This window comes from Clostridium sp. (assembly GCF_017888565.1).
In the GTDB taxonomy this organism is placed as follows: domain Bacteria; phylum Bacillota; class Clostridia; order Clostridiales; family Clostridiaceae; genus Clostridium.
In genome coordinates this window covers 59,190-80,014 of sequence record NZ_JAGHFX010000030.1, presented here as the reverse complement: position 1 = coordinate 80,014, position 20,825 = coordinate 59,190, and the positions used below count along the sequence as shown (strand labels likewise).

The following is a 20,825-nucleotide window of genomic DNA, read 5'->3' as shown; positions in this document are numbered from 1 at the left end:
ATGACTGTAGAGGATATAATTTTGAAGTATCAGCAAAAGGGTGTTCATTTATATTTAAAAGATAAAAAATTATATTTTGATGCTCCAAAAGGAATAATTGATGAAAAGGCAAGAAAAGAAATAAGTGACTGGAAAAACGAAATAATTCATTATTTAAAATATAATGATTATGAAGTTGTAATAAATAAAGAAGGAATATATACCCCTTTTAAATTAACAGACATCCAAGCGGCTTATATGGTTGGTAGCAATGAATCATATAGTTATGGTGGAATTGGGTGTAAAATTTATTGTGAAATAAAATACCCCAAATTAGATTTAGTCAAGCTTCAAAATGCTTGGAATCAAGTAATTGATAATAATGATATGCTTCATGCAAAAATAAATATTAATGGAACACAACAAATACTTGATAATTATATATTACCTAAAATTAAGTTTTGGGAAATGGAGGATTCTAAAGAACGAATTATAGATGAACACTTGAAAAATATTAAGGAAAGATTATCAACTAAGAAATATGAAATTGGAGAATGGCCGTTATATGATTTAGAAGTAACCAACTTGAAAGATTCAAGTATTTTACATTTATCATTAGATATGATGATTGCTGATTTTATGAGTATTAAGATTATATTTGAAGAATTAGAATCATATTATTTTGAGGGGAAGGCTAAAGTTAATAAAGAACTATCATATAGAGATATTATTGTATATTATGAAAATAAAAAAATGAATCCTAATATTATAAACAAATATAATAAAGATGAAGAATATTGGAAAAATCGTATTAATAGTTTACCAGAAGCTCCTGTTCTTCCTATAAAAGAAAATAGTAATAAATTTTCTATAAAACAATACAATGAATTTATTAATAAAAAAAGAAAATTTGAGTTGGAAAAAATGTGCAAGGAATATGGTATAACTGTTTCAAGTTTTATTTTGGGAGTTTATACTGAGGTTTTAAGATATTGGTCTCAACAAAAGAATTTTTGTATTAATGTTACCATATCTGATAGAGAAGATATTCATCCAGAGGTTAAAACTACAATAGGAGATTTTACTGTTGTCAACATACTAGAAATATCGGATGAATATAAATTAAGTTTTATTGAGAGAGTAAAAAAGATACAATTACAATTATGGAATGATATGGAACATTCGTCATATTCAGGTGTTGAAGTTTTAAGAGAAATGTCAAGGGCTAGGAACAAGAAAGTTGTTATACCGTATGTATACACTAGTGCTCTTGGAATTCAGGATAATAATGAATTTGAAAAAATTAGTAAATATGGAGAACTTATATATAAAATTAGTCAGACACCACAAGTATTGATTGATTGTCAAGCTATACAATATAAAGATGGTATATTAGTAAATTGGGATGTTAGAGAAAATGATTTTCCAGATGGATTAATAGATTCTGCATTTGAAGTTTTTTCAAATATATTAAAAAATTTAGAAATTAGAAAGTTGATTAACGATAAAAATATTATTAATTTACCTAATAGCTTGAGAAAAAATAGAAATAAAATAAATGATACTTATAAAAATTTTGAAAGAAGAACTCTTGTTAAGGGATTTTGTGATAATGTTAAGAGTCGACCAGAAGCAGAGGCAATTTCTTTTAATGGAGTTTCATACTCTTATAGTGATCTTGCTGATTATGTTGTAACAGTTCAAAATGAATTAATAAAAAGAGGTTGTAAGCCTGGTGATATTGTAGCTATACACTTAAACAAAGGAATATGGCAAATAGCAGCTACATTAGGAGCTTTGATGGTTGGTGCTATTTATTTGCCAATAGATATAAATCAACCAATTTCTAGAATAGATAGAATATGTAGTGATTCAAAGGCGAGATTTGTTTTAACTTCACTAAATAATAGATTAGGCCAAAAAATATATTCAAATGAAATATGTAAAGTTTATATTGAAAATTTAAAGGTTTCGAAAGGACTTGAAATCAAGAAAGTGGGCTGCAATCCAGATGATATTGCCTATGTAATATATACATCAGGAAGTACAGGCAATCCTAAAGGGGTTGTAATTACTCATAAAGCTGCAATGAATACGATAAATGATATCATACAAAGGTTTAATATAACAGAAAAAGATAGAGTTATATGTATTTCTAATCTTGCATTTGATTTATCAGTTTTTGATATTTTTGGTATTTTAACTGCTGGAGGAACATTAATAATACCAAGTGATAATAAAAATGTATCAGAGTGGAATTATTTGTTAAAAAAAGAAAAAGTAACGATATGGAATACTGCTCCTGCACAAATGCAAATGATAACTTCTTATTTAGAATCAGAGAAGATTAATGGTTCAGATAGTCTTCGTGTTGTCATGTTATCTGGTGATTGGATACCATTATCTTTACCCAATGAAATAAAAAGTTTATTTAAGAATTCAAGAATAATTAGTTTGGGAGGAGCAACAGAAGCAAGTATATGGTCTATATTTCATGAAATAGATATAGATAATAATTATAAAAGAAGTATAACCTATGGAACTCCATTAGCCAATCAACAATTCTATGTGCTTGACTCTAATTTGAATGAGTGTCCTGATTGGGTAAGAGGAACTTTATATATAGGAGGAAAAGGATTAGCAAATGGATATCTTAATGATAGAGATTTAACAGCACAAAAATTTATTTTCCATAATAATTTAGGAAAAAGACTTTACAATACTGGTGATTGTGGAAGATATTATCCAAATGGGGATATTGAGTTTTTAGGAAGAGAAGATGGACAAGTAAAAATAAGAGGTAATCGAGTAGAATTAAATGAAATAGAAGCTATATTAAATACATTTCCCGGTATTGCTAACTCTACAGTTGTTATATCAGGTGAAAATGATGATATTATTGGAGCATTTATACAACCTGATATAAGTTCATATTGTAAGGAATCAAATGTTAATCAGAGGATAAGAACAAAAAATGAACTCTTATTTAAAAACAAAGAAAAATATGGAATAGTTAAGCAATTTAATGAATGGATTGAAGCATCTAATAATACTGCTATATTAGATATTTTAAAAACATTTCAAAGTATTGGTATATTTACAGACTTTAAAATATGGCATACAGAGAATGAGATTATAAATAAAATAGGAATTAAAAGTTCATACATATCTTTATTAAGACGTTGGTTAAAAGTACTTGAAAATGAGCGTATTATTGAAAAAAATGAAGAAGATGGATATAAAGCTATAATGTATGTAGATGGGAATGAAGCTGATAATGAATGGGCAAAATGGACAAAATTAGAAGAGAAGGTTCATTATAGTGAAGTTATGATGAAATATTTTTCGGAATCTAGAAAGAATCTGATTCCTTTATTGAGAGGAGAGATTGATCCTATTGAATTATTTTTTCCGGGAGGAAAATTTGATATTGCTTTAGAGGCATATAAATATAATAAAGTTAATTCTTTTATGAATAAAACTATAATTGATAATATTAAATTAATTTTGGATGATTTTATGAAAATAGATTCTAAAAATAAGTTTAAAATATTAGAAGTTGGAGCTGGAGTAGGGGGAGTTAGCCAAGAGTTAATAGAATCTATAAAAGAATATCCAGTTGAATATATGTTTACAGATATTTCTCAGTCATTTTTAAATTTTGCTCGTAGTAACTTTAAACAATATCCATGGGTTGAATTTCAATTGTATGATATAAACAGAAATTATTGGGATCAGAATATAAATTCATCCTCATATGATTTAATATTATGTAATAATGTGCTTCATAATGCAAGTGATTTATTACGTGTAATGAAACAGATTAAAGAAATGGTGAAACCTAATGGATATATTGTAATTTTAGAAGAAACAGAGAATAATTATACATTATTAACATCGGTTGAATTTTTAAATGGATTTAACAATGTAAAAGATTTTAGAAATGAAAATAATCAAGTTTTTTTGGATAAAAATCAGTGGGGAACAATTATAGAGAAAATAGGAGGAAATATTGTATCGATTTTACCAAAGATTAATGAATCTTTAAATGGATTTGGACAAACATTATTTGTTATACAAATTGAATCTAAAATAAAATCATTAAATGAAAATAAAATAAAATCATATTTGAAACAAAATCTACCTGAATATATGATTCCAAATCATATCGAAATATTAAAAGAGTTGCCTATAACTGTAAATGGGAAAATAGATAGAAAAGCTCTTATGAATAGAGTTAAAAGTGAAAAAGAAGAAGTACAAAATAAAACAGAAAAAATACAATTAAAAACTGATTTAGAGAAAAGAGTAGCAGAGATTTGGAAATTAATCTTAAAAAGAAGGGATATTTATGCAAATGAAAATTTCTATGAAATGGGAGGAGATTCTTTAGTTGCAGCTCAATTAGTTGCCCAGTTAAAAGAAAATATAGTTGAAGCAAAAGAGTGGCCTTGGGATAAGTTAATGGTTGCATTAATTGAATCACCTACAGTTGGAGGGTTGTGTAAAAGACTTATAGAAAAACAAAGTACAATGTCTTCAAAGAAAGAAAATAAGATGAGTGGATTAATTTACTTAAAAGAGGATCCAAATAGTTCAATAACTAGAGTATTAATACACGATGGAACAGGAACTATAAACCCTTATGATAAACTTATACCACTAATGAAAGAACTTGATGGTGATTTAGTAGCTATAATATGTGATAATACTGAAAAATATTTATCTATAAAATCAGATGAGTTAATTCAAACATTAGGAATAAAATATGCAAAAAAGTTAATAGAATCTAGCGAAAAAGATTTTGAACTAATAGGTTTTTGTATTGGAGGATTAATTGCTTTAGAAACGGCAAAAGTTTTATCTGAAAATGGAAAGAAAGTAACTAGGTTAATTAGTATAGATACAACTCCGAGTAAAAAAATGATATATAATGAATTACTTATGGAAAGAGCATTTGGGATGATTATAGGTTCAAATGTATATAGAGCAGGGCATATGGTAGAAGATTTTGAATTAAAAAAAGCTATTTTATCACTAGGTGAAAAATACGGATATGGATCTGTAATTTCAAACGAAGAATTATTAGTGATGAAAGAGGAATTCAATAATGTTATAAAGTGCTATGAGAAGTTAGCCTTGATAGATAAAAAAGAGCGTTTTAAGAAAATTTACAGCAATATCTATAAATATGGAGATAAAAATATTATTTATAATGAAGAACAGTTACCACCAATATATGAAGTTTTTTGTCATAGTTTTAAAGCTATGATATCTTATAATCCAGGAGTGTACTTTGGAAAAACTGTAATTTTAGATTGTAGTAATCAAAAAACAACTTTTTTACCAATTGATGATTGCGATAACGAACTTTTTTGGAAAAATGTTATTATAGGAGAATCTTCAAGAGTTAGGATAGAAGGAAATCATCTAACATGTTTGCAAGAATCATATGTAAAGAATGTGTTTCATTTATTATATAAGGAGATGTAATTATGAAAAGAAAGGTTGGCATTTTAGGTTACGGTGGTAAAGTAGGGCAAATAGTTGTTGATATTTTAAAAGAAAAGTATTTATTAAAATGTGGACAACGAAGTATATCAGAAGATATTTATATTAACTCAGATGACACAATAGAATATTGCAAAATTGATATATGTAATCATGAAATGTTAAAAGAGTTTTGTTTAGATTGTGATCTTTTAATTAATTGTACAGGACCATCATATTTTACATCATGTAAAATAGCTGAAGAAATTCAAAAATATGATATAAAATTTGTAGATATTTTTGGAGTTACTTTATTAAATAATAAAAAGGCTTTATCTAACTTAACAGGGGTTATAGGAGCAGGGAGTTTTCCAGGATTTTCAGCAATTTTAGTCTCATGGATAGCTGAGCGTTATGGAAAAAGTATTGAAAATTTATCTATTTATGCGGGAGGGAAAGAGCTTATAACAACAAATGCTTGTGTTGATGTTTTAATGAGTATGGTTGAAAATTTTGGTAAAACGGATAGATATATTTTTAATGGAAGCGTATCTATAAATGAAAGAAAACCAAATGAATCAAAGTTATTTAATATATTTGGTAGAAAAGCATATATTAATGAATATTTAACGGATGAGATATACAATGCTGGAATTAAATATGGAATTAAGGAATTACATTGGTATAATGTTCAAATAAATCCGTTATATAAAACAGTAATGGATAGAGCTGTGATGGATTTAGCTAAAATTAAATCAAAAGATGATATTTATCAAGTTGCGGAAAAAATAAAGATAGATTTAGAAAAAAGTAATTATAATTCAAATAATTGGTATAAATATTGGATTGAAATAACTATAAATAATGGATTTGGAAAATATTTAGAGAATATAGAGGTGGTGTGTAGTGATACATATAAAATTAATGGAATAATAGCAGCTATGTGTGTAGAGAGATTGTTAAATAATAAGTATCATAAAAATATTTATTGGGCATTTGATTTGTTGGATAGCGAAATAGTAATAAAAAACTTGGTTTCAAATGGAGCTATAACTGATATAAAAGTTGGTAATGAGAGTATAATGAATAAATTATTTACTGAAATAGAGGAGGGAGAGATTTGAATGATAAAGTAAAACTAAAAATTTTAGTTTGCGGAGTTGGTTTTGGTCAATTTTATCTGAAGGCACTGGAAAGATTAAAAGATGAATATGAATTAGTAGGTATTTTTTCTAGAGGTAGTGAAATTTCTAAAAGATATGCAAAAAAATATAAAGTACCATTATTAACAGACATAAGCGGTATAAGCAAAAATGATGTTGATGTAGCTTGTGTTGTAATTAATTCAACTCTTTTTGGAGGCAAGGGAAGTCATATAGTTGAAGATTTTTTAAAAAAAGGAATTAATGTTATCCAAGAACAACCTGTTCATATAGATGATTATATAAATTTTTTAAAACTTGCACAACTGCATAAGTGTAAATATAAATTAAACACTTTTTATCCTGATTTAAGAATAGTAGATAATTTAATAAAAATAGTTAAAAAACTAAATGATTATTCTGAATTAAGATATATTACAGCAGAATGTAGTGTTCATGTTTTATTTCCACTTATTGATATATTAGGAAGAGCATTAAATGGTATAAAACCTTGGAAATTCAAAAAAATATCTGATGTAAAAACAGACTCACCATTTTGTATTGTTTCAGGATATATTAATGATATTCCAATATGCATAAATATTCAAAATCAAATTGTATCTAAAAATCCTGATAATTATATGTTATTACTTCATAGAATTGGATTCACTACAAATTGTGGGAATTTGTTAATGACTGGAACCAATGGGGTTATTATATGGGAGCCTTGCATTGAAAAACAGACGAATGAAGAAGGTAAATTTGATTTAGAAGTACAAAATGAATTTTCAAAATTAAATACATTTGAAATTGTAAATAAACAAGAAAATATTACATTTTATGATATGATGCTAGGAGATTGGGTTAATGGATTAGTTAGTTCAGTTTTAGAATTTAAAGATGAAATAATAAAGGAAAAGGAAGTTGGTAATAATGAGCAATATTTAATTGCAGTAATACAAGCATGGCATGATCTGGCTATAGAAATAGGTAGACCAACTATAATTAATGAATATTATAAAAGTCCTTTAAGTTTGAAAGAATTAATGAAATTTTAACTATGTATAAGAAAATATTAGGAGGTAATTTATGTATAAAAATAAAGGATTAACAATAAAGAATATGGTAACAATTGGTGTTTTTAGTGCGATTTATTGTGTATTTTACATAATTGGAGGAATTCCATTTGGAATAAATCCGGTATTAACATTTTATCAAGCAATGGGCAGTGCTTTATTGTGTGGACCTGTATATATGCTTTTGGTGGCTAAAGTAGGGAAAAAATGGAGTGTTTTTATTTTGGGAATTGTTGTTGGAATTCTCCTATTTATTACAGGTATGCATTGGGCTATGGTATTAGGTTGTATTATTATGGGATTTATTGCAGACATAATAGCTAGAATTGGGAATTTTAAAAGTAAAAAAATGAATATTATTTCATATATGATATTTTCTCTTGGAGGAGTAGGAAGTTTTTTAGCATATTTTATAAATCCAAATGGATGGATTAGAGCAATGGTAGAGAAAGGTACGGATCAATCATATCTTGATACAATGAATGCGGTAGCTAAACCTTGGATGATTTATGTAATCATTATAGGAACACTTCTTGTTGCAGCTTTTAGCGCATGGGTTGGAAGTAAATTATTAAAAAAACAATTTGAAAAAGCTGGTATTGTAGACTAATGATATATTTTTCAAAAGAGGGATTAAGATTTGATCCTAGAATAAAAATTTTAATATTATTTATATGTGTAATTACCGCAACTATTACTCCATCTTTAGATTATGAATTAGAATTTGTATTGTTAATAGGTGTATTTGCAATAGTAAATAAAAAATGGAAGTATGCTCTAAAAACTATTGTTATATATGTATTTATATATTTTCTTTCAGTATGGACAATATATAATGCTCCAGGTTCGCTAAGAGGTATACTTATGGCATTCTTAGGTCTAGTTCACAAAGTTTATCCTTGTGCTATGATGTCTGGAATAGTTATATCAACAACAAAAGTTAGTGAATTTTTAGTAGCAATGAATAAAAGTCGTATACCACAGAAATTAATTATTCCAATAGCAGTAATGCTTCGATATTTACCATCGATACAAGAAGATTGGCATTACATTAAAGATGCAATGAAAATGAGGGGGATTTCACCATCATTAAAGGGATTTATAACTAGTCCTTCCATTACTGTTAATTGTATTTATGTCCCATTAATGATGGCTGCTTCAAAGGTGGCAGATGAACTAACAATTGCGTCTGTAACTAGAGGAATAGAAAATCCGAAACCTAGGACTTCTTTGATTCAAATTAAGATTAATAAAGTAGATATTTGTGCATTATTAATATTCGTATTATTTCTAATTTGGGGGATTTACTTGGGGAGGTGATTTGTTAAGTGATTGAATTTAAAAATATTTCATTTTCGTATTGTGGTCAGAAACAAGGAAGTCTTAAGGAGATAAATTTGCATATAAAAAAAGGAGAGTGTGTATTACTATGCGGAAGAAGTGGGTGTGGTAAAACTACAATTATTCGTTTAATCAATGGAGTGATTCCACATTTTTATACAGGGGATTTGGTAGGAGATATTTTAATAGAAGGAGAACATATATCAGAATTTCCAATGTATAAAATTGCAGAGTATGTTGGCTCTGTATTTCAAAATCCACGTACTCAATTTTTTAACATTGATACCGATAGTGAGATTGCTTTTGGACTTGAGAATATGGCATATGATTCTGAGAGAATAGCTAATATAGTAGAAAAAGTAGCTATAGATCTTGATATAGAAAAACTTAGAGGGAGAAGTATATTTAAATTATCAGGTGGTGAAAAACAAAAAATTGCTTTCGCATCTGTTTATGCAATGAATCCTGATATTTTTTTATTAGATGAACCTTCATCAAATTTGGATATGATATCTATAAAAAATTTACGTAAGAAATTAAAAAAACTAAAAGATAAAGGGAAAACAATTTTAATTGCAGAACATCGGATTTTTTATTTAATGGATTTGGTAGATAAGATTATATATTTAGAGGAAGGGAAAATAGCTAAAGTGTATTGTCCTAAAGAATTTAGAAAAATACCTTTAGAACAAAGAAAAGCTATGGGATTACGTTCTATTAATCTTTCAGAAGAAAATTTTAAATATAGAAACCTATTAAATGGAAAAAAAGATTTAAAAATTAATAACTTAACAGTATTTTATAAAAAAAGAGATATAATAAAGAATTGCTCTTTTCAAGTAGATAAAGGAGAAATTATTGCACTTACTGGGAACAATGGCGAAGGTAAAACCACTTTTTCACGTGTTTTATGTGGATTACATAAAGAATATATTGGTGATATTTTTTGGGGAAATAAACAAATTAAAGAAAAAGAACGTTTGAAAATTTCTTATATGGTTATGCAAGATGTGAACTATCAATTATTTGCAGAGAGTGTACAAGAAGAATGTTTACTAGGGATAAAAAATCCTGATAAAAATAAGGTAAATGAAATTCTAAAAAGATTAGATTTATATAATTTTAAAAATTTACATCCAAATAGGTTATCAGGTGGACAAAAACAAAGGGTTGCTGTAGCTGTTAGTATGATATGTAATAAAGAAATATTGATTTTTGATGAACCAACTAGTGGTTTAGATTATGAAAGTATGATTAAAGTTTCAAAATTGCTTAAAGAACTTGCTAGTATGGGTAAGATTATATTTGTTATTACCCATGATTATGAACTTATTTGTCAAGTTTGTACTAGGATATTACATTTAAGTGGAGGAAAGTTTAAATATGATTTAAATTTAGATGAAGAGAATTTTAAAATTATTGAAAAGATATTTACTAATAAAGAGTGAGGCCATAGAATTGAATATAAAAAGAACGAGTCTGTATTTAAAGTCTATATAAGAAATTGAAGGAACATGTTATTTAGCAATATGTATACAAATATAAACTTTATAGTAAATGTTTAGTTAAACAAAAAATAAAAAAAGATATTTTTCAACAAAAAAATGTTGAAAAATATCTTTTTTAAATTATGGCTTGATTTTATTATTATTTTTATTTTTACAACATATTGATTGTATATATTGATCGTTGGATCCCTTAAGATCTTTTGGATAGATATTTTTGTATCTTTTAAACAGAGTAGTAAATCTACTATGAGAGTTATATCCTACAGATTTAGCAATATCTTTAATATCAAGATTTGTAGTTAAAATTAAATTTTCAGCTATATTAATTCTTTTTCTTTGAGTATATTCTGTTATACTCATTTGATACTTGTGTTTAAAAGTATTTTTGAGTTTGGTTCCGCTCATCATAGCTATTTTTTCTAAAAGTTCTTGAGGAATATCAAAAGTTAAGTGATCATCTATGTAATTTGCTACGTTTTCAATTGCTTTTTCATCTTTTTCAGAAATAGGTTTAACATATTTCTTTTGTTCATAGGCATTTAAGGTAATTGATAACCACTCTTTTGCTTTAGCTTCAAAAAATAAACTAGCTGAAGTAGAAGTCATTTTACAGTTTAAAATAGAATTTGCCAATTTATTTATATGTTTTGTAATTAGATCTCGTGTATCAAGGAATATATTTGAAATATCATCATTGGTAGTATCTAAATATTTTTCAATCATATTTTTTTTGAAATTTACACCAACACTGAAATAAGGATGGTTACCATGTAAAAGAAAACGTATATCTGAATTATCAACATTCATGATAAAAACTGTATTTGAAGTCATATTCTGATAGGGATTAAACCATTCACCATTTGCAGTAATTATATAAGTTGATGAAAAACTCATATAAGGTTTTATAGTGGGAAAGGAATCTACAATCATTTCTTTTTTTATAAAAAAATCATGAATGTCAATAATAAAATATTCTGTTTCGTAAAACCAGTAAATACCAGTTATTTCTTCATTATCAATATAGAAAGCATTACCTGCTGAAGAATATTTTTGACATTTGGAGCATTCTGTATATCCTATATCTTTCAGCATATTTTCAAATTTTTTCAAACAAAACACCTCTTTATAAATATCATGATAAGACATTTATTTTTGATTTTATTGTATCACAATATTTGAAATGATACAATAAATGTAGATTATATGATCTTTAAAAGTAGGCTTTATCTAATTTTATATAAAAAGTTGAATTTTAAGAGAAGTTTACAAAAAAAAATATTATGTCTAAATGAAATAATTTAAAGGGAGGAATAATATGTTTAAAGTTTACAGAAAACTACTAAAATATGTGCCTGAGAAAAAATATCTAGCATATATATCAATATTACTTACAACTGTTAGTACTGTAGTTACAGTTGGTTCATATTATTATTTAAGTGAATTTTTGAAAGGACTTATTGTGAATAATAATATATATAAGTCTAAAGAATATGCATTAATTATTACTGGAATGTTAGCAATTGGTGCAATACTTTATTTTATAGCAGTTTTTATTTGTCATATTATTGGGTTTAGATTGGAAACGAATCTAAGAAAAAGAGGAATTGATGGATTGACAAAGGCAAGCTTTAGGTTCTTTGATTTGAATTCATCAGGGAAGATAAGAAAAATTATAGATGATAATGCATCACAAACACATCAAATTGTAGCTCACCTTATTCCAGATAATGCAGGAGCAGTCCTTACCCCTATTTTTATTCTTATATTAGGATTTTTTATAGGTATTAAGGTAGGCGTTGTTTTAGTTTCACTTACAATAGTATCAGGAATTCTTTTAAAACTTATGATGGGTGAACAGGAATTTATGAAATATTATCAAAAAGCTCTTGAAAATTTAAGTAGTGAAACAGTTGAATATATTAGAGGAATACAGGTAATAAAAATATTTGGGACAGATGTATCTTCATTCAAAACTCTTTATAAAGCAATAAAAGATTATTCGAAATATGCCCATGATTATTCACTAAGTTGTAAAAAGCCATATGTAAGATATCAATGGTTTTTTTGTGGGGTGGTTTTAATTACAATTCCTATTGTAGCACTTACAATGGATATATCTAAAAATCCTCAAATACTTGCTGTTGAGTTGATTATGATTTTATTTTTAAGTGGTATTATTTTTAACTCTTTTATGAAAGTTATGTATGTATCTACGTATGCTTTTCAAGGAATTTCAGCAGTAGATAAATTAGAAGAACTTTTTAATGAAATGCAAAAAGATAAATTAAGATTTGGGAATAAAGATAATTTTAATAATTTTGATATTGAATTTGAGAATGTTAGTTTTGGATATACAAAAGATATGATTATAGATAATTTGAGTTTTAAATTAAAACAAAATAAAAGTTATGCACTTGTTGGAGCTTCAGGCAGTGGTAAATCTACAATTGCAAAGTTGATTTCAGGTTTTTATAAAGTTAATAAAGGGGTTATAAAAATAGGAGGTGAACCAATTGAAAAATACAGAGAAGAATGTTTAATTAAAAATATTGCTTTTGTATTTCAAAATGTTAAATTATTTAAGACAACAATATACGAAAATGTAAAATTAGCTAATGAAAAAGCAACAAGAGAAGAAGTAATAAATGCGCTTTATTTAGCGGGTTGTGGTTCTATTTTAGATAAATTTAAAGATAGAGAAAATACTGTTATAGGAAGTAAAGGGGTATATTTATCTGGAGGAGAAAAACAAAGAATAGCAATAGCAAGAGCGATTCTCAAAGATGCAAATATAGTTATACTTGATGAAGCAAGTGCTTCCGTTGATCCTGAAAATGAGCATGAACTTCAAATTGCATTTTCGAATTTGATGAAAGGTAAAACTGTTATTATGGTTGCACATAGACTTACAAGTATACGAAATGTAGATGAAATTCTAGTTATAGAAGATGGTAAAATTATCGAAAGAGGTAACGATTTAGAATTGATGAGTATAGATAGTAAATACAGAGAATTTCAAGAAACATACGGAAAAGCTAATAATTGGAGGATAGGATATGGAGAATTTTGTTAAAAATAAGTTTGCACTAACAGAACAGGGAGCAAAGGATTTAGTAAAAGCAAGTTTTGTAAGTTTTTTAATTTATGCTATTAATATGGTTCCTTCGATTTTATTAATGATATTTATAGATGAGCTTGTTTTAGGAAACATAAAAAGTAATGAATTTTACATTGGATTTTCTATAATTGTTCTGGTAATAATGTATCTTCTATTAAGTATTGAATATGATTTTCTTTATAATGCTACATATAAAGAAAGTGCTAATTTAAGGATAGATATTGGACAAAGATTAAGTAGATTACCTCTCTCATACTTTTCTAAACACGATTTGTCTGATTTATCGCAAACAATTATGAGTGATGTAGAAGCAATAGAGCATGCGATGAGTCATGCTATACCAAAAGTATTAGGATTTTATATATTTTTTCCTTTATTATCATTAATGTTAATTTTGGGAAATTTAAAACTTGCTTTTGCAGTAATATTACCTGTAATTTTAAGTTTTTTACTTATGTATATTTCTAAGAAAACACAATTAAATGAAATAAAAAAACATTATTTAAAATTAAGGGAAAATTCAGAATCTTTTCAAGAAACCATTGAAATGGGACAGGATATTAAAAGCTTTGGTTTAGCTGAAAAATTTAAAAGAAATCTTTATAAAAAGATGGAAGATGGAGAGAAGTTACAATTAAAATCAAATTGTGTACAAGTTATTCCTGTTGCAAGTGCTGGTATTGTTATGTATATTTCAATTGCAGTAGTTATTTTAATTGGAACAGATATGTATATATCTGGGGAAATTAATATTCTATACCTAATTGGGTATCTATTGGCGGCTGTGAAAATAAAAGAACTTGTAGATGGTATCACTGAAAATGTGTCGGAACTTTTTTATCTTGATTCTAGAATAAAGAGAATAAAAGAAATTAGGGGAAATGAAATACAAGAAGGCAAAGAAGTAAATATTAAAAATTTTAATATAAAACTTGAAAATGTTACTTTTGGATATAACAACAATAATAAAATACTAAAAGGAATATCCTTTATTGCTAAACAAGGAGAAGTTACAGCATTAGTAGGGATGAGTGGTTGTGGTAAAACAAGTATACTTAGACTAATATCAAGGCTATATGATTATGATAATGGGAAAATAAGTATTGGGAATATTGATATTAAAGATATTTCTACAAAGGCTTTATTTCAAAAGATATCTATTGTATTTCAAGATGTAACTTTATTCAATACTTCTATTATGGAAAATATAAGAATAGGTAAAAAAGGGGCTACTGATGAAGAAGTAAGAGAAGCTGCTTGTCTTGCAAACTGTGAAGAATTTATAAAAAAATTACCACATAAGTATAATACTTTAATCGGCGAAAATGGGGCTTCACTTTCAGGTGGAGAAAGGCAAAGACTTTCTATAGCAAGAGCGTTTTTAAAAGATGCTCCTATAGTTATTTTAGATGAAATTGCAGCAAGTCTTGATGTGGAAAATGAGAATAAAATTCAGGAAAGTCTTAATAGACTTATGAAAGATAGGACAGTAATTATAATTTCTCACAGATTAAAATCTATAGAAAATGTAGATAAGATTGTTGTTATAAATGATGGTAAAGTTGAGTGCTTTGGAAAACATTGTGAGTTATTGGAAAAGTCAAATTTATATAAAAAGCTTGTTGAGGAGGAACGATTAGTAGAAGAATTTAAATATTAAAATTAATAAAGATTATAAATACACTGTGATTTATAAAATAGATTATGATTTGTAATTTGAAAGCATGATTATTTTTAATTTAAAAAAAACATAAGATATTTTTTAGCATGTAATTAGTTTTATGACTAATTATGTGCTTTTTTTATATATTTTACGGAATTATTATTATGCTATTCGTGGTAATAGTAGAAGGGGAAAAGAAAGCGGTTTATCACCACTTTAGCTTAATGCGAGAGGAGGTGAGAATATGAAAAACAGAGTAATAAGCAAGGAATCTATCATATATGAGTTTGATAGCTTTTGTAAAAAAGCATTAAAAAATGAATCTATTGATATTGAGAGAAAAAATAAATATCTTAGGCAAATACAAATCTTATTTTGTGAATTATCAGAAAAGCAAATAAATAATATTTTTTCAAATGATTTTTATTTTAGTGATTGTTATAGCTTTAATGTAAAAGGATTTAAAATTCATATAACAAACGATATTTTAGGAGAGGCTATCAGCTTATTACCAGAATTAAGACAGAAAATAATTTTACTTTCATATTTCATTGGTTATAACGATAAAGAAATTTCAGGATTTTTAAATGTTAGCCAAGATACAGTATGGTATCAAAGAACTGTTGGAATCAAAACATTGAGAAAAATATTGGAGGTAAAGAAAAATGAGTTCGCTACATAAAACTAATAAATTATTATCATATGATGTTATTTATGCAGCTACAAAAGGAGATGTAATTTCTATAGAGATAATTCTAAGAAATTATGAAGCTTATATTATTAAACTTTGTACAAGAACTCTATATGATAAAGGTGGGAATGTTTATAGATGTTTAGATGAAGAAAAAAAGAGTTTACTTGAGTTAAAACTGATTTATACAATCTTAAAATTTAAAGTAGCATAATATAAATTTGGCTAGAGGAGTATTTAGACCCCTTCTATACTCTCTCTAGCTTAGGAAATATCGGCATATTAAAGTATATTAAATTTTAATATATTTTAATAGACCGATATTATATAGGTCTAGATTGATCTTTGAAAATTGAATAAAACAATTATATACATTTAATATATAATGAGCCAACAGACTAACTCGCCAAGACCTTTTATATAATAGAAGAGAGCGATTAAAGTTAGTGACCTGTAAGTCATTTTGGCAAAATGACTGCCATGATTTATATATTAGTATAATGATACTCCCGTTTAAAATAACGGTATACCCATAAGAATGGGATAAGGTGAAATTCCTGTGGAGCTTGCCAGAGCCGTATAATTGTTTACTGAAATATAGAATATTTAATTAAGGATGTGTAAAAATGAAAAATAAATTAATTAGATATACTATGCAATTAGCCATGTTAAAACAACTTCTTGAAAAAGAACTTATTTCCATTGAGGAGTATAATATAGTAAAAAATAAATTAATGAAAGATTATAATATTATTTCTGATATAACAACTTGAATTGTATATTGCTTTGAAGTATTATATATACAACAAAGGGAATACAAAGTTGGGAGGCTATATAATATATGAAAGAAGTGGAAATAATAAAGAAGAATGATTATTTAGAAAATCGAAGAAGAGGTAAATATATTGACCGTAAAAGGGTAGCAGCATATTGTCGTGTTAGTACAGATAGTGAAGATCAACTTAATAGTTATAAATCACAGGTATCGTATTATACTGATTTAATAAATAATAATATAGAATGGTGTATGGTTGATATATATGCAGATGAAGCAATTACAGGAACACAGGTAAATAAAAGAGAAGATTTTCAAAGAATGATAAATGATTGTATGAATAATGAAATTGATATGATAATTACTAAGTCAATTTCTCGTTTTGCTAGAAATACATTAGATACATTAAAATATGTTCGTATGTTAAAAGAGAAGAATATAGCGGTATATTTTGAAGATGAAAAAATAAATACTCTAACAATGGATGGAGAATTACTTTTAGTTGTTCTAAGTTCTGTTGCACAACAAGAAGTAGAAAACATATCAGCTAATGTAAAAAAAGGTTTAAAGATGAAAATGAGACGAGGAGAATTAGTAGGATTTCAAGGATGTTTGGGATATGATTATCATAAAGAAGATAAAACATTAACAATAAATGAAAAAGAAGCAGAGATTGTCAGATACATATTTAATAGATATATTGAAGGTGCAGGCGGTTCAATTATTGGACAAGAATTGGAGAATCTAGGTTATAAAACTAAGTATGGTAGTACAACATGGAGTAATTCTACAGTTTTAGGAATAATAAAAAATGAAAAATATATTGGAGATGTATTATTGGGAAAAACTTTTACTATAGATCCGATATCTAAAAGACGATTAGATAATTTAGGTGAAGAAGAAAAGTATTATGTGAAGAATAATCATGAACCTATAATTAGTAGAGAAATTTTTGATAAAGCACATGAGATATTAAATAGAAGAAGTAAAAATAGAGGTAAATATGAAGCGGGAGTTACAAAGAGAGAGAAATATAGTCGTAAATATGCTTTTAGTTGTATGATGGAATGTGGATTTTGTGGAGGAACTTTAACAAGACGAAATTGGCATAGTGGATCTGAGTATTCTAAAGTAATTTGGCAATGTGTAGTTGCTACTAAAAAGGGTAAAAAATATTGTCCAGAAAGTAAGGGGATTTCAGAGCGTGTAATAGAAAATGCTTTTGTTGAAAGTTATCGTTTATTATGTGACGAAAAGAAATCTGTATTAGAAGAATTGTTAAATAGAATTAATGATACTGTAGGAAGTAGTGAAGTTAATAATAAAATAAAAAAAATAGAAAAAGAATTATCAGTAATAGAGAAAAAAATAAATAATTTAGTTGATATGAGATTAGATGATATTATAGAGAAAGAAACTTATGAAATAAAATACCAAGAACTAATAGATAATCAAGAAAAACTTTTAAATGAAAGAAATAAGTTAAATGTGGTAGCTAAAAATGAAAAGAGTATGAAACAGCGACTTAAAGAATTCAAAAAGACTTTAGAAGAAAATGAAGTTTTAGATAAATTTGATAGAGGTGTATTTGAAAGTGTTGTTGAAAAAGTAATTATAGGTGAGAAGAATAAAGATGGAGAAAATGATCCAACAAAAATTACTTTTATATATAAAACTGGATTTAAAAATACTTTAAGTAGTGATGAATTTAAGATACCGAGAAAAAATGCTAGGGGTAGACATAAAAGAAAAGAATTGTGTTTACATGGTAATAATGAGGTTGAAAATTTATGTTCACATAGTAGTTCAAACACACATTGAATGTGTAGTATTATTACATAGAAAATAAATATAAAATTCCCTTAAGAATGATTTTTAGCATTTTTAAGGGAATTTCTTATGATATTTCTAAAAGAAGATAATGTGTTTGTTATACACATATAAGATGTATATAATTTTTTTAATTAACTATTAAAAAAGGATTATGAATAATATATGAATTTAATTATAAGTGAGATTTTAGATTATATAAAAATTAATATATTTATTTCTGATTTAAAAGTTGAAGATATAGCAACTCATTTTGGATATGATAAATATTATTTCAGTAGTGAATTTAAGAAAATAACTGGCTATTCTTTGAATGAATATATCATAAGTATTAAAATAAGAAAAAGAAATAGAACTTATGGATAAAGTAAGTAATATTACAAATATTTAATATATGGCTGAATATTCTAGAGCAAGTACTTTTTCTAATACTTTCAAAAAGTATACTGGAAGTTCAGTAAAGCAATATAAAAACGAAATTAGTAATATTTATGATTCAATTAAAGAATATGTAGTAATGAAATAATGGCTTTTGAAGAAGTTGTTTATACAAGAGATGAAAAGGCTATAGAATATATTGCAAATTCTACATTTAAGCTAGGCGATAGTTTGCTTATGCTGGAGATATTATCGGAGAAAGCTAAAATAGAAGGTGGGAAAACGAAAGTCAAATATCTATTTGGCTAAAAATAGACACTATTATCGAAATTAAAAGTTTAGAAAAGAGTTTATTAAGTACTGGATCTAAAAGCATTATACCTTTATATCAGACATTTTAGAATTCGAAATATACAAAGATTAAGGATAAGTTTGGTATTGTATTGGAGCTAAATATTCAAGTATAGTAAGATAATATACATTATGTTAGTTCAGATAAATAGATGTAGTTGGGAATATAATGAAAAGAAAATACATCGGTATAAGAAGAAGAGTTCAGCAAAATAAGCTATCTAAATAAAAAATAACTTATTTAGATAGCTGTAACCTTATAAATATTGAAAATGAGATTCTTTAAACTCTTTAGGGGTTTGTCCTATAATTCTTTTGAATCTATCTATAAAATGGCTTTGACTAGTAAAGTTTAATAAATAACTAATTTCTTTATAAGAATAATCTGTAAATAACAATAATTGCTGTGCTTCTTCAATTTTTTTATTAAGAATATAATTTGAAATACTTTTATTAACTTCTTTTTTAAATTTAAATGAAATATACGAGATGCTTTTACCTGTTGTTTGAGATAAATCATTTAAAGTGATTTTATCATAAATATGTGTATCAATATATGAAATAATTTGTTTTATAGATAAAGAGTAAGTACGAACATTTCTATTATTTTTAATAACATCCATAAATTCATATGTGGCATATTTAGTGTAATCTATGCATTTGGGTGCATCAGGTATATTTTTTAATCCTTGAATTAATGAATCTGAAAGGCTAAATGCTGTATCTAAGGAAACTCCTTCACTTATTGAAATTCTAGTTAAAAGGGCAACTATTGCTGAAAATTTCAGATTGTAATTTTGAAGGGGATTGTCAGACAAATTTACTTTATAAGTTTCAGATAGTTTTTTAAAAAGCCAATCGATTTTATCTTTTTTTCCAGATTTAACATATTCAATATATTTCAATTCAAATTGATATGAATCTCTAGTAGATTCTTCACTTCTTCTTTTATAAAGGTTGTTTTCAAGTAGGTGTTTAGAAGTAATATTACTATTGGTTTGCTTAATGTACTTTATAAATATTTCTTCATCCTTTAAAGGAGTCTTATGAAAGATGAAATAAACTAATTTACTAAAATCTTTGAAGCTTTCTATTGTTTCTTTTGAAATTTTATCAGACAAGGAATTAAAGTCTAAGATATTATTTTCAATTGCTATTTCCATATTAGAAAAACTATCTAGCAATATTGAGGGGCCTATAAAAACAACGTAACTTTTGTTAGAAATGTTTAAATGAAATGAGGCTAGCAATAAGATAGAATTATTTATAATATGAAGATTATAATTATCTTTTTCATACAAGTAATCAAAAAATGGAGAGTTAAAATTTGTTAGAAAGAATTTGGGAAATAATATATTCCTATTCATGTCTGTGATAATTAGGGGAACTTTCGCTCTATTATATAATTGATTGCCGATAAAACATAAGTCTTTAAACTCCATATATACCTCCTAAAAAACCTTATATAAAAGATAAAAATATG

General features: G+C 26.2%; 16 protein-coding genes. 14 read left to right on the top strand and 2 right to left on the bottom strand.

Annotated features, from left to right (window positions below):
* From J7M87_RS05640 to J7M87_RS05615, 6 genes are read left to right on the top strand one after another with little or no spacing between them, the layout of a single operon-like run.
* Positions 1-5,472 (top strand): non-ribosomal peptide synthetase, encoded by a 5,472-nt coding sequence (locus J7M87_RS05640; protein ID WP_074124069.1) that lies wholly within the window; start codon positions 1-3, stop codon positions 5,470-5,472.
* Positions 5,473-5,474: 2 nt separating this feature from the next.
* Positions 5,475-6,593, top strand: a complete 1,119-nt coding sequence (locus tag J7M87_RS05635; protein WP_022618840.1) for a hypothetical protein — start codon at positions 5,475-5,477, stop codon at positions 6,591-6,593.
* Positions 6,590-7,669 (top strand): Gfo/Idh/MocA family oxidoreductase, encoded by a 1,080-nt coding sequence (locus J7M87_RS05630; protein ID WP_074124071.1) that lies wholly within the window; start codon positions 6,590-6,592, stop codon positions 7,667-7,669. Before J7M87_RS05635 ends, J7M87_RS05630 begins: the two co-directional genes overlap by 4 nt.
* Positions 7,670-7,700: 31 nt before the next feature.
* On the top strand, positions 7,701-8,297 hold the full coding sequence (locus J7M87_RS05625) for an MptD family putative ECF transporter S component (protein ID WP_022618842.1): 597 nt from the start codon (positions 7,701-7,703) through the stop codon (positions 8,295-8,297).
* Positions 8,297-9,007, top strand: coding sequence for an energy-coupling factor transporter transmembrane component T (locus J7M87_RS05620; RefSeq protein WP_074124073.1), 711 nt, complete (start codon positions 8,297-8,299; stop codon positions 9,005-9,007). The genes J7M87_RS05625 and J7M87_RS05620 overlap by 1 nt, the downstream gene beginning before the upstream one ends.
* Before the next feature lie 8 nt (positions 9,008-9,015).
* Entirely contained in the window at positions 9,016-10,476 is a 1,461-nt protein-coding gene (locus J7M87_RS05615) for an energy-coupling factor ABC transporter ATP-binding protein (protein ID WP_074124076.1), read from the top strand.
* Between the two features lie 180 nt (positions 10,477-10,656).
* Here J7M87_RS05615 and J7M87_RS05610 read toward each other — a convergent pair whose 3' ends face one another.
* Complete coding sequence (locus J7M87_RS05610; RefSeq protein ID WP_074124078.1) at positions 10,657-11,646, bottom strand: AraC family transcriptional regulator; 990 nt, start codon at positions 11,644-11,646, stop codon at positions 10,657-10,659.
* A gap of 205 nt (positions 11,647-11,851) precedes the next feature.
* On the opposite strand from J7M87_RS05610, the gene J7M87_RS05605 reads away from it, so the two are divergent.
* The 8 genes from J7M87_RS05605 (at position 11,852) to J7M87_RS05570 (ending at position 19,300) form a co-directional block, all read left to right on the top strand.
* A complete protein-coding gene (locus J7M87_RS05605; RefSeq protein ID WP_074124080.1) occupies positions 11,852-13,609 on the top strand; it encodes an ABC transporter ATP-binding protein in 1,758 nt (585 codons plus the stop codon).
* A complete protein-coding gene (locus tag J7M87_RS05600) occupies positions 13,593-15,314 on the top strand; it encodes an ABC transporter ATP-binding protein (protein ID WP_074124082.1) in 1,722 nt (573 codons plus the stop codon). Before J7M87_RS05605 ends, J7M87_RS05600 begins: the two co-directional genes overlap by 17 nt.
* Positions 15,315-15,561: 247 nt before the next feature.
* Entirely contained in the window at positions 15,562-15,999 is a 438-nt protein-coding gene (locus J7M87_RS05595) for a sigma factor-like helix-turn-helix DNA-binding protein (protein WP_074124084.1), read from the top strand.
* Positions 15,983-16,222: a helix-turn-helix domain-containing protein gene (locus J7M87_RS05590; RefSeq protein ID WP_009901892.1), complete on the top strand. Its 240-nt coding sequence runs from the start codon at positions 15,983-15,985 to the stop codon at positions 16,220-16,222. Before J7M87_RS05595 ends, J7M87_RS05590 begins: the two co-directional genes overlap by 17 nt.
* Positions 16,223-16,634: 412 nt before the next feature.
* A complete protein-coding gene (locus tag J7M87_RS05585; RefSeq protein WP_074124086.1) occupies positions 16,635-16,781 on the top strand; it encodes an SHOCT domain-containing protein in 147 nt (48 codons plus the stop codon).
* 68 nt (positions 16,782-16,849) lie between these two features.
* Entirely contained in the window at positions 16,850-18,604 is a 1,755-nt protein-coding gene (locus tag J7M87_RS05580) for a recombinase family protein (protein ID WP_291649465.1), read from the top strand.
* Positions 18,605-18,778: 174 nt separating this feature from the next.
* Positions 18,779-18,979: a helix-turn-helix transcriptional regulator gene (locus J7M87_RS05575; RefSeq protein WP_291649463.1), complete on the top strand. Its 201-nt coding sequence runs from the start codon at positions 18,779-18,781 to the stop codon at positions 18,977-18,979.
* 159 nt (positions 18,980-19,138) lie between these two features.
* Complete coding sequence (locus tag J7M87_RS05570) at positions 19,139-19,300, top strand: hypothetical protein (RefSeq protein WP_291649461.1); 162 nt, start codon at positions 19,139-19,141, stop codon at positions 19,298-19,300.
* Positions 19,301-19,599: 299 nt separating this feature from the next.
* Here the strand turns inward: J7M87_RS05570 and J7M87_RS05565 are convergent, their stop codons facing one another.
* Entirely contained in the window at positions 19,600-20,784 is a 1,185-nt protein-coding gene (locus tag J7M87_RS05565; protein WP_291649459.1) for an AraC family transcriptional regulator, read from the bottom strand.
* Positions 20,785-20,825 lie beyond the last annotated feature (41 nt).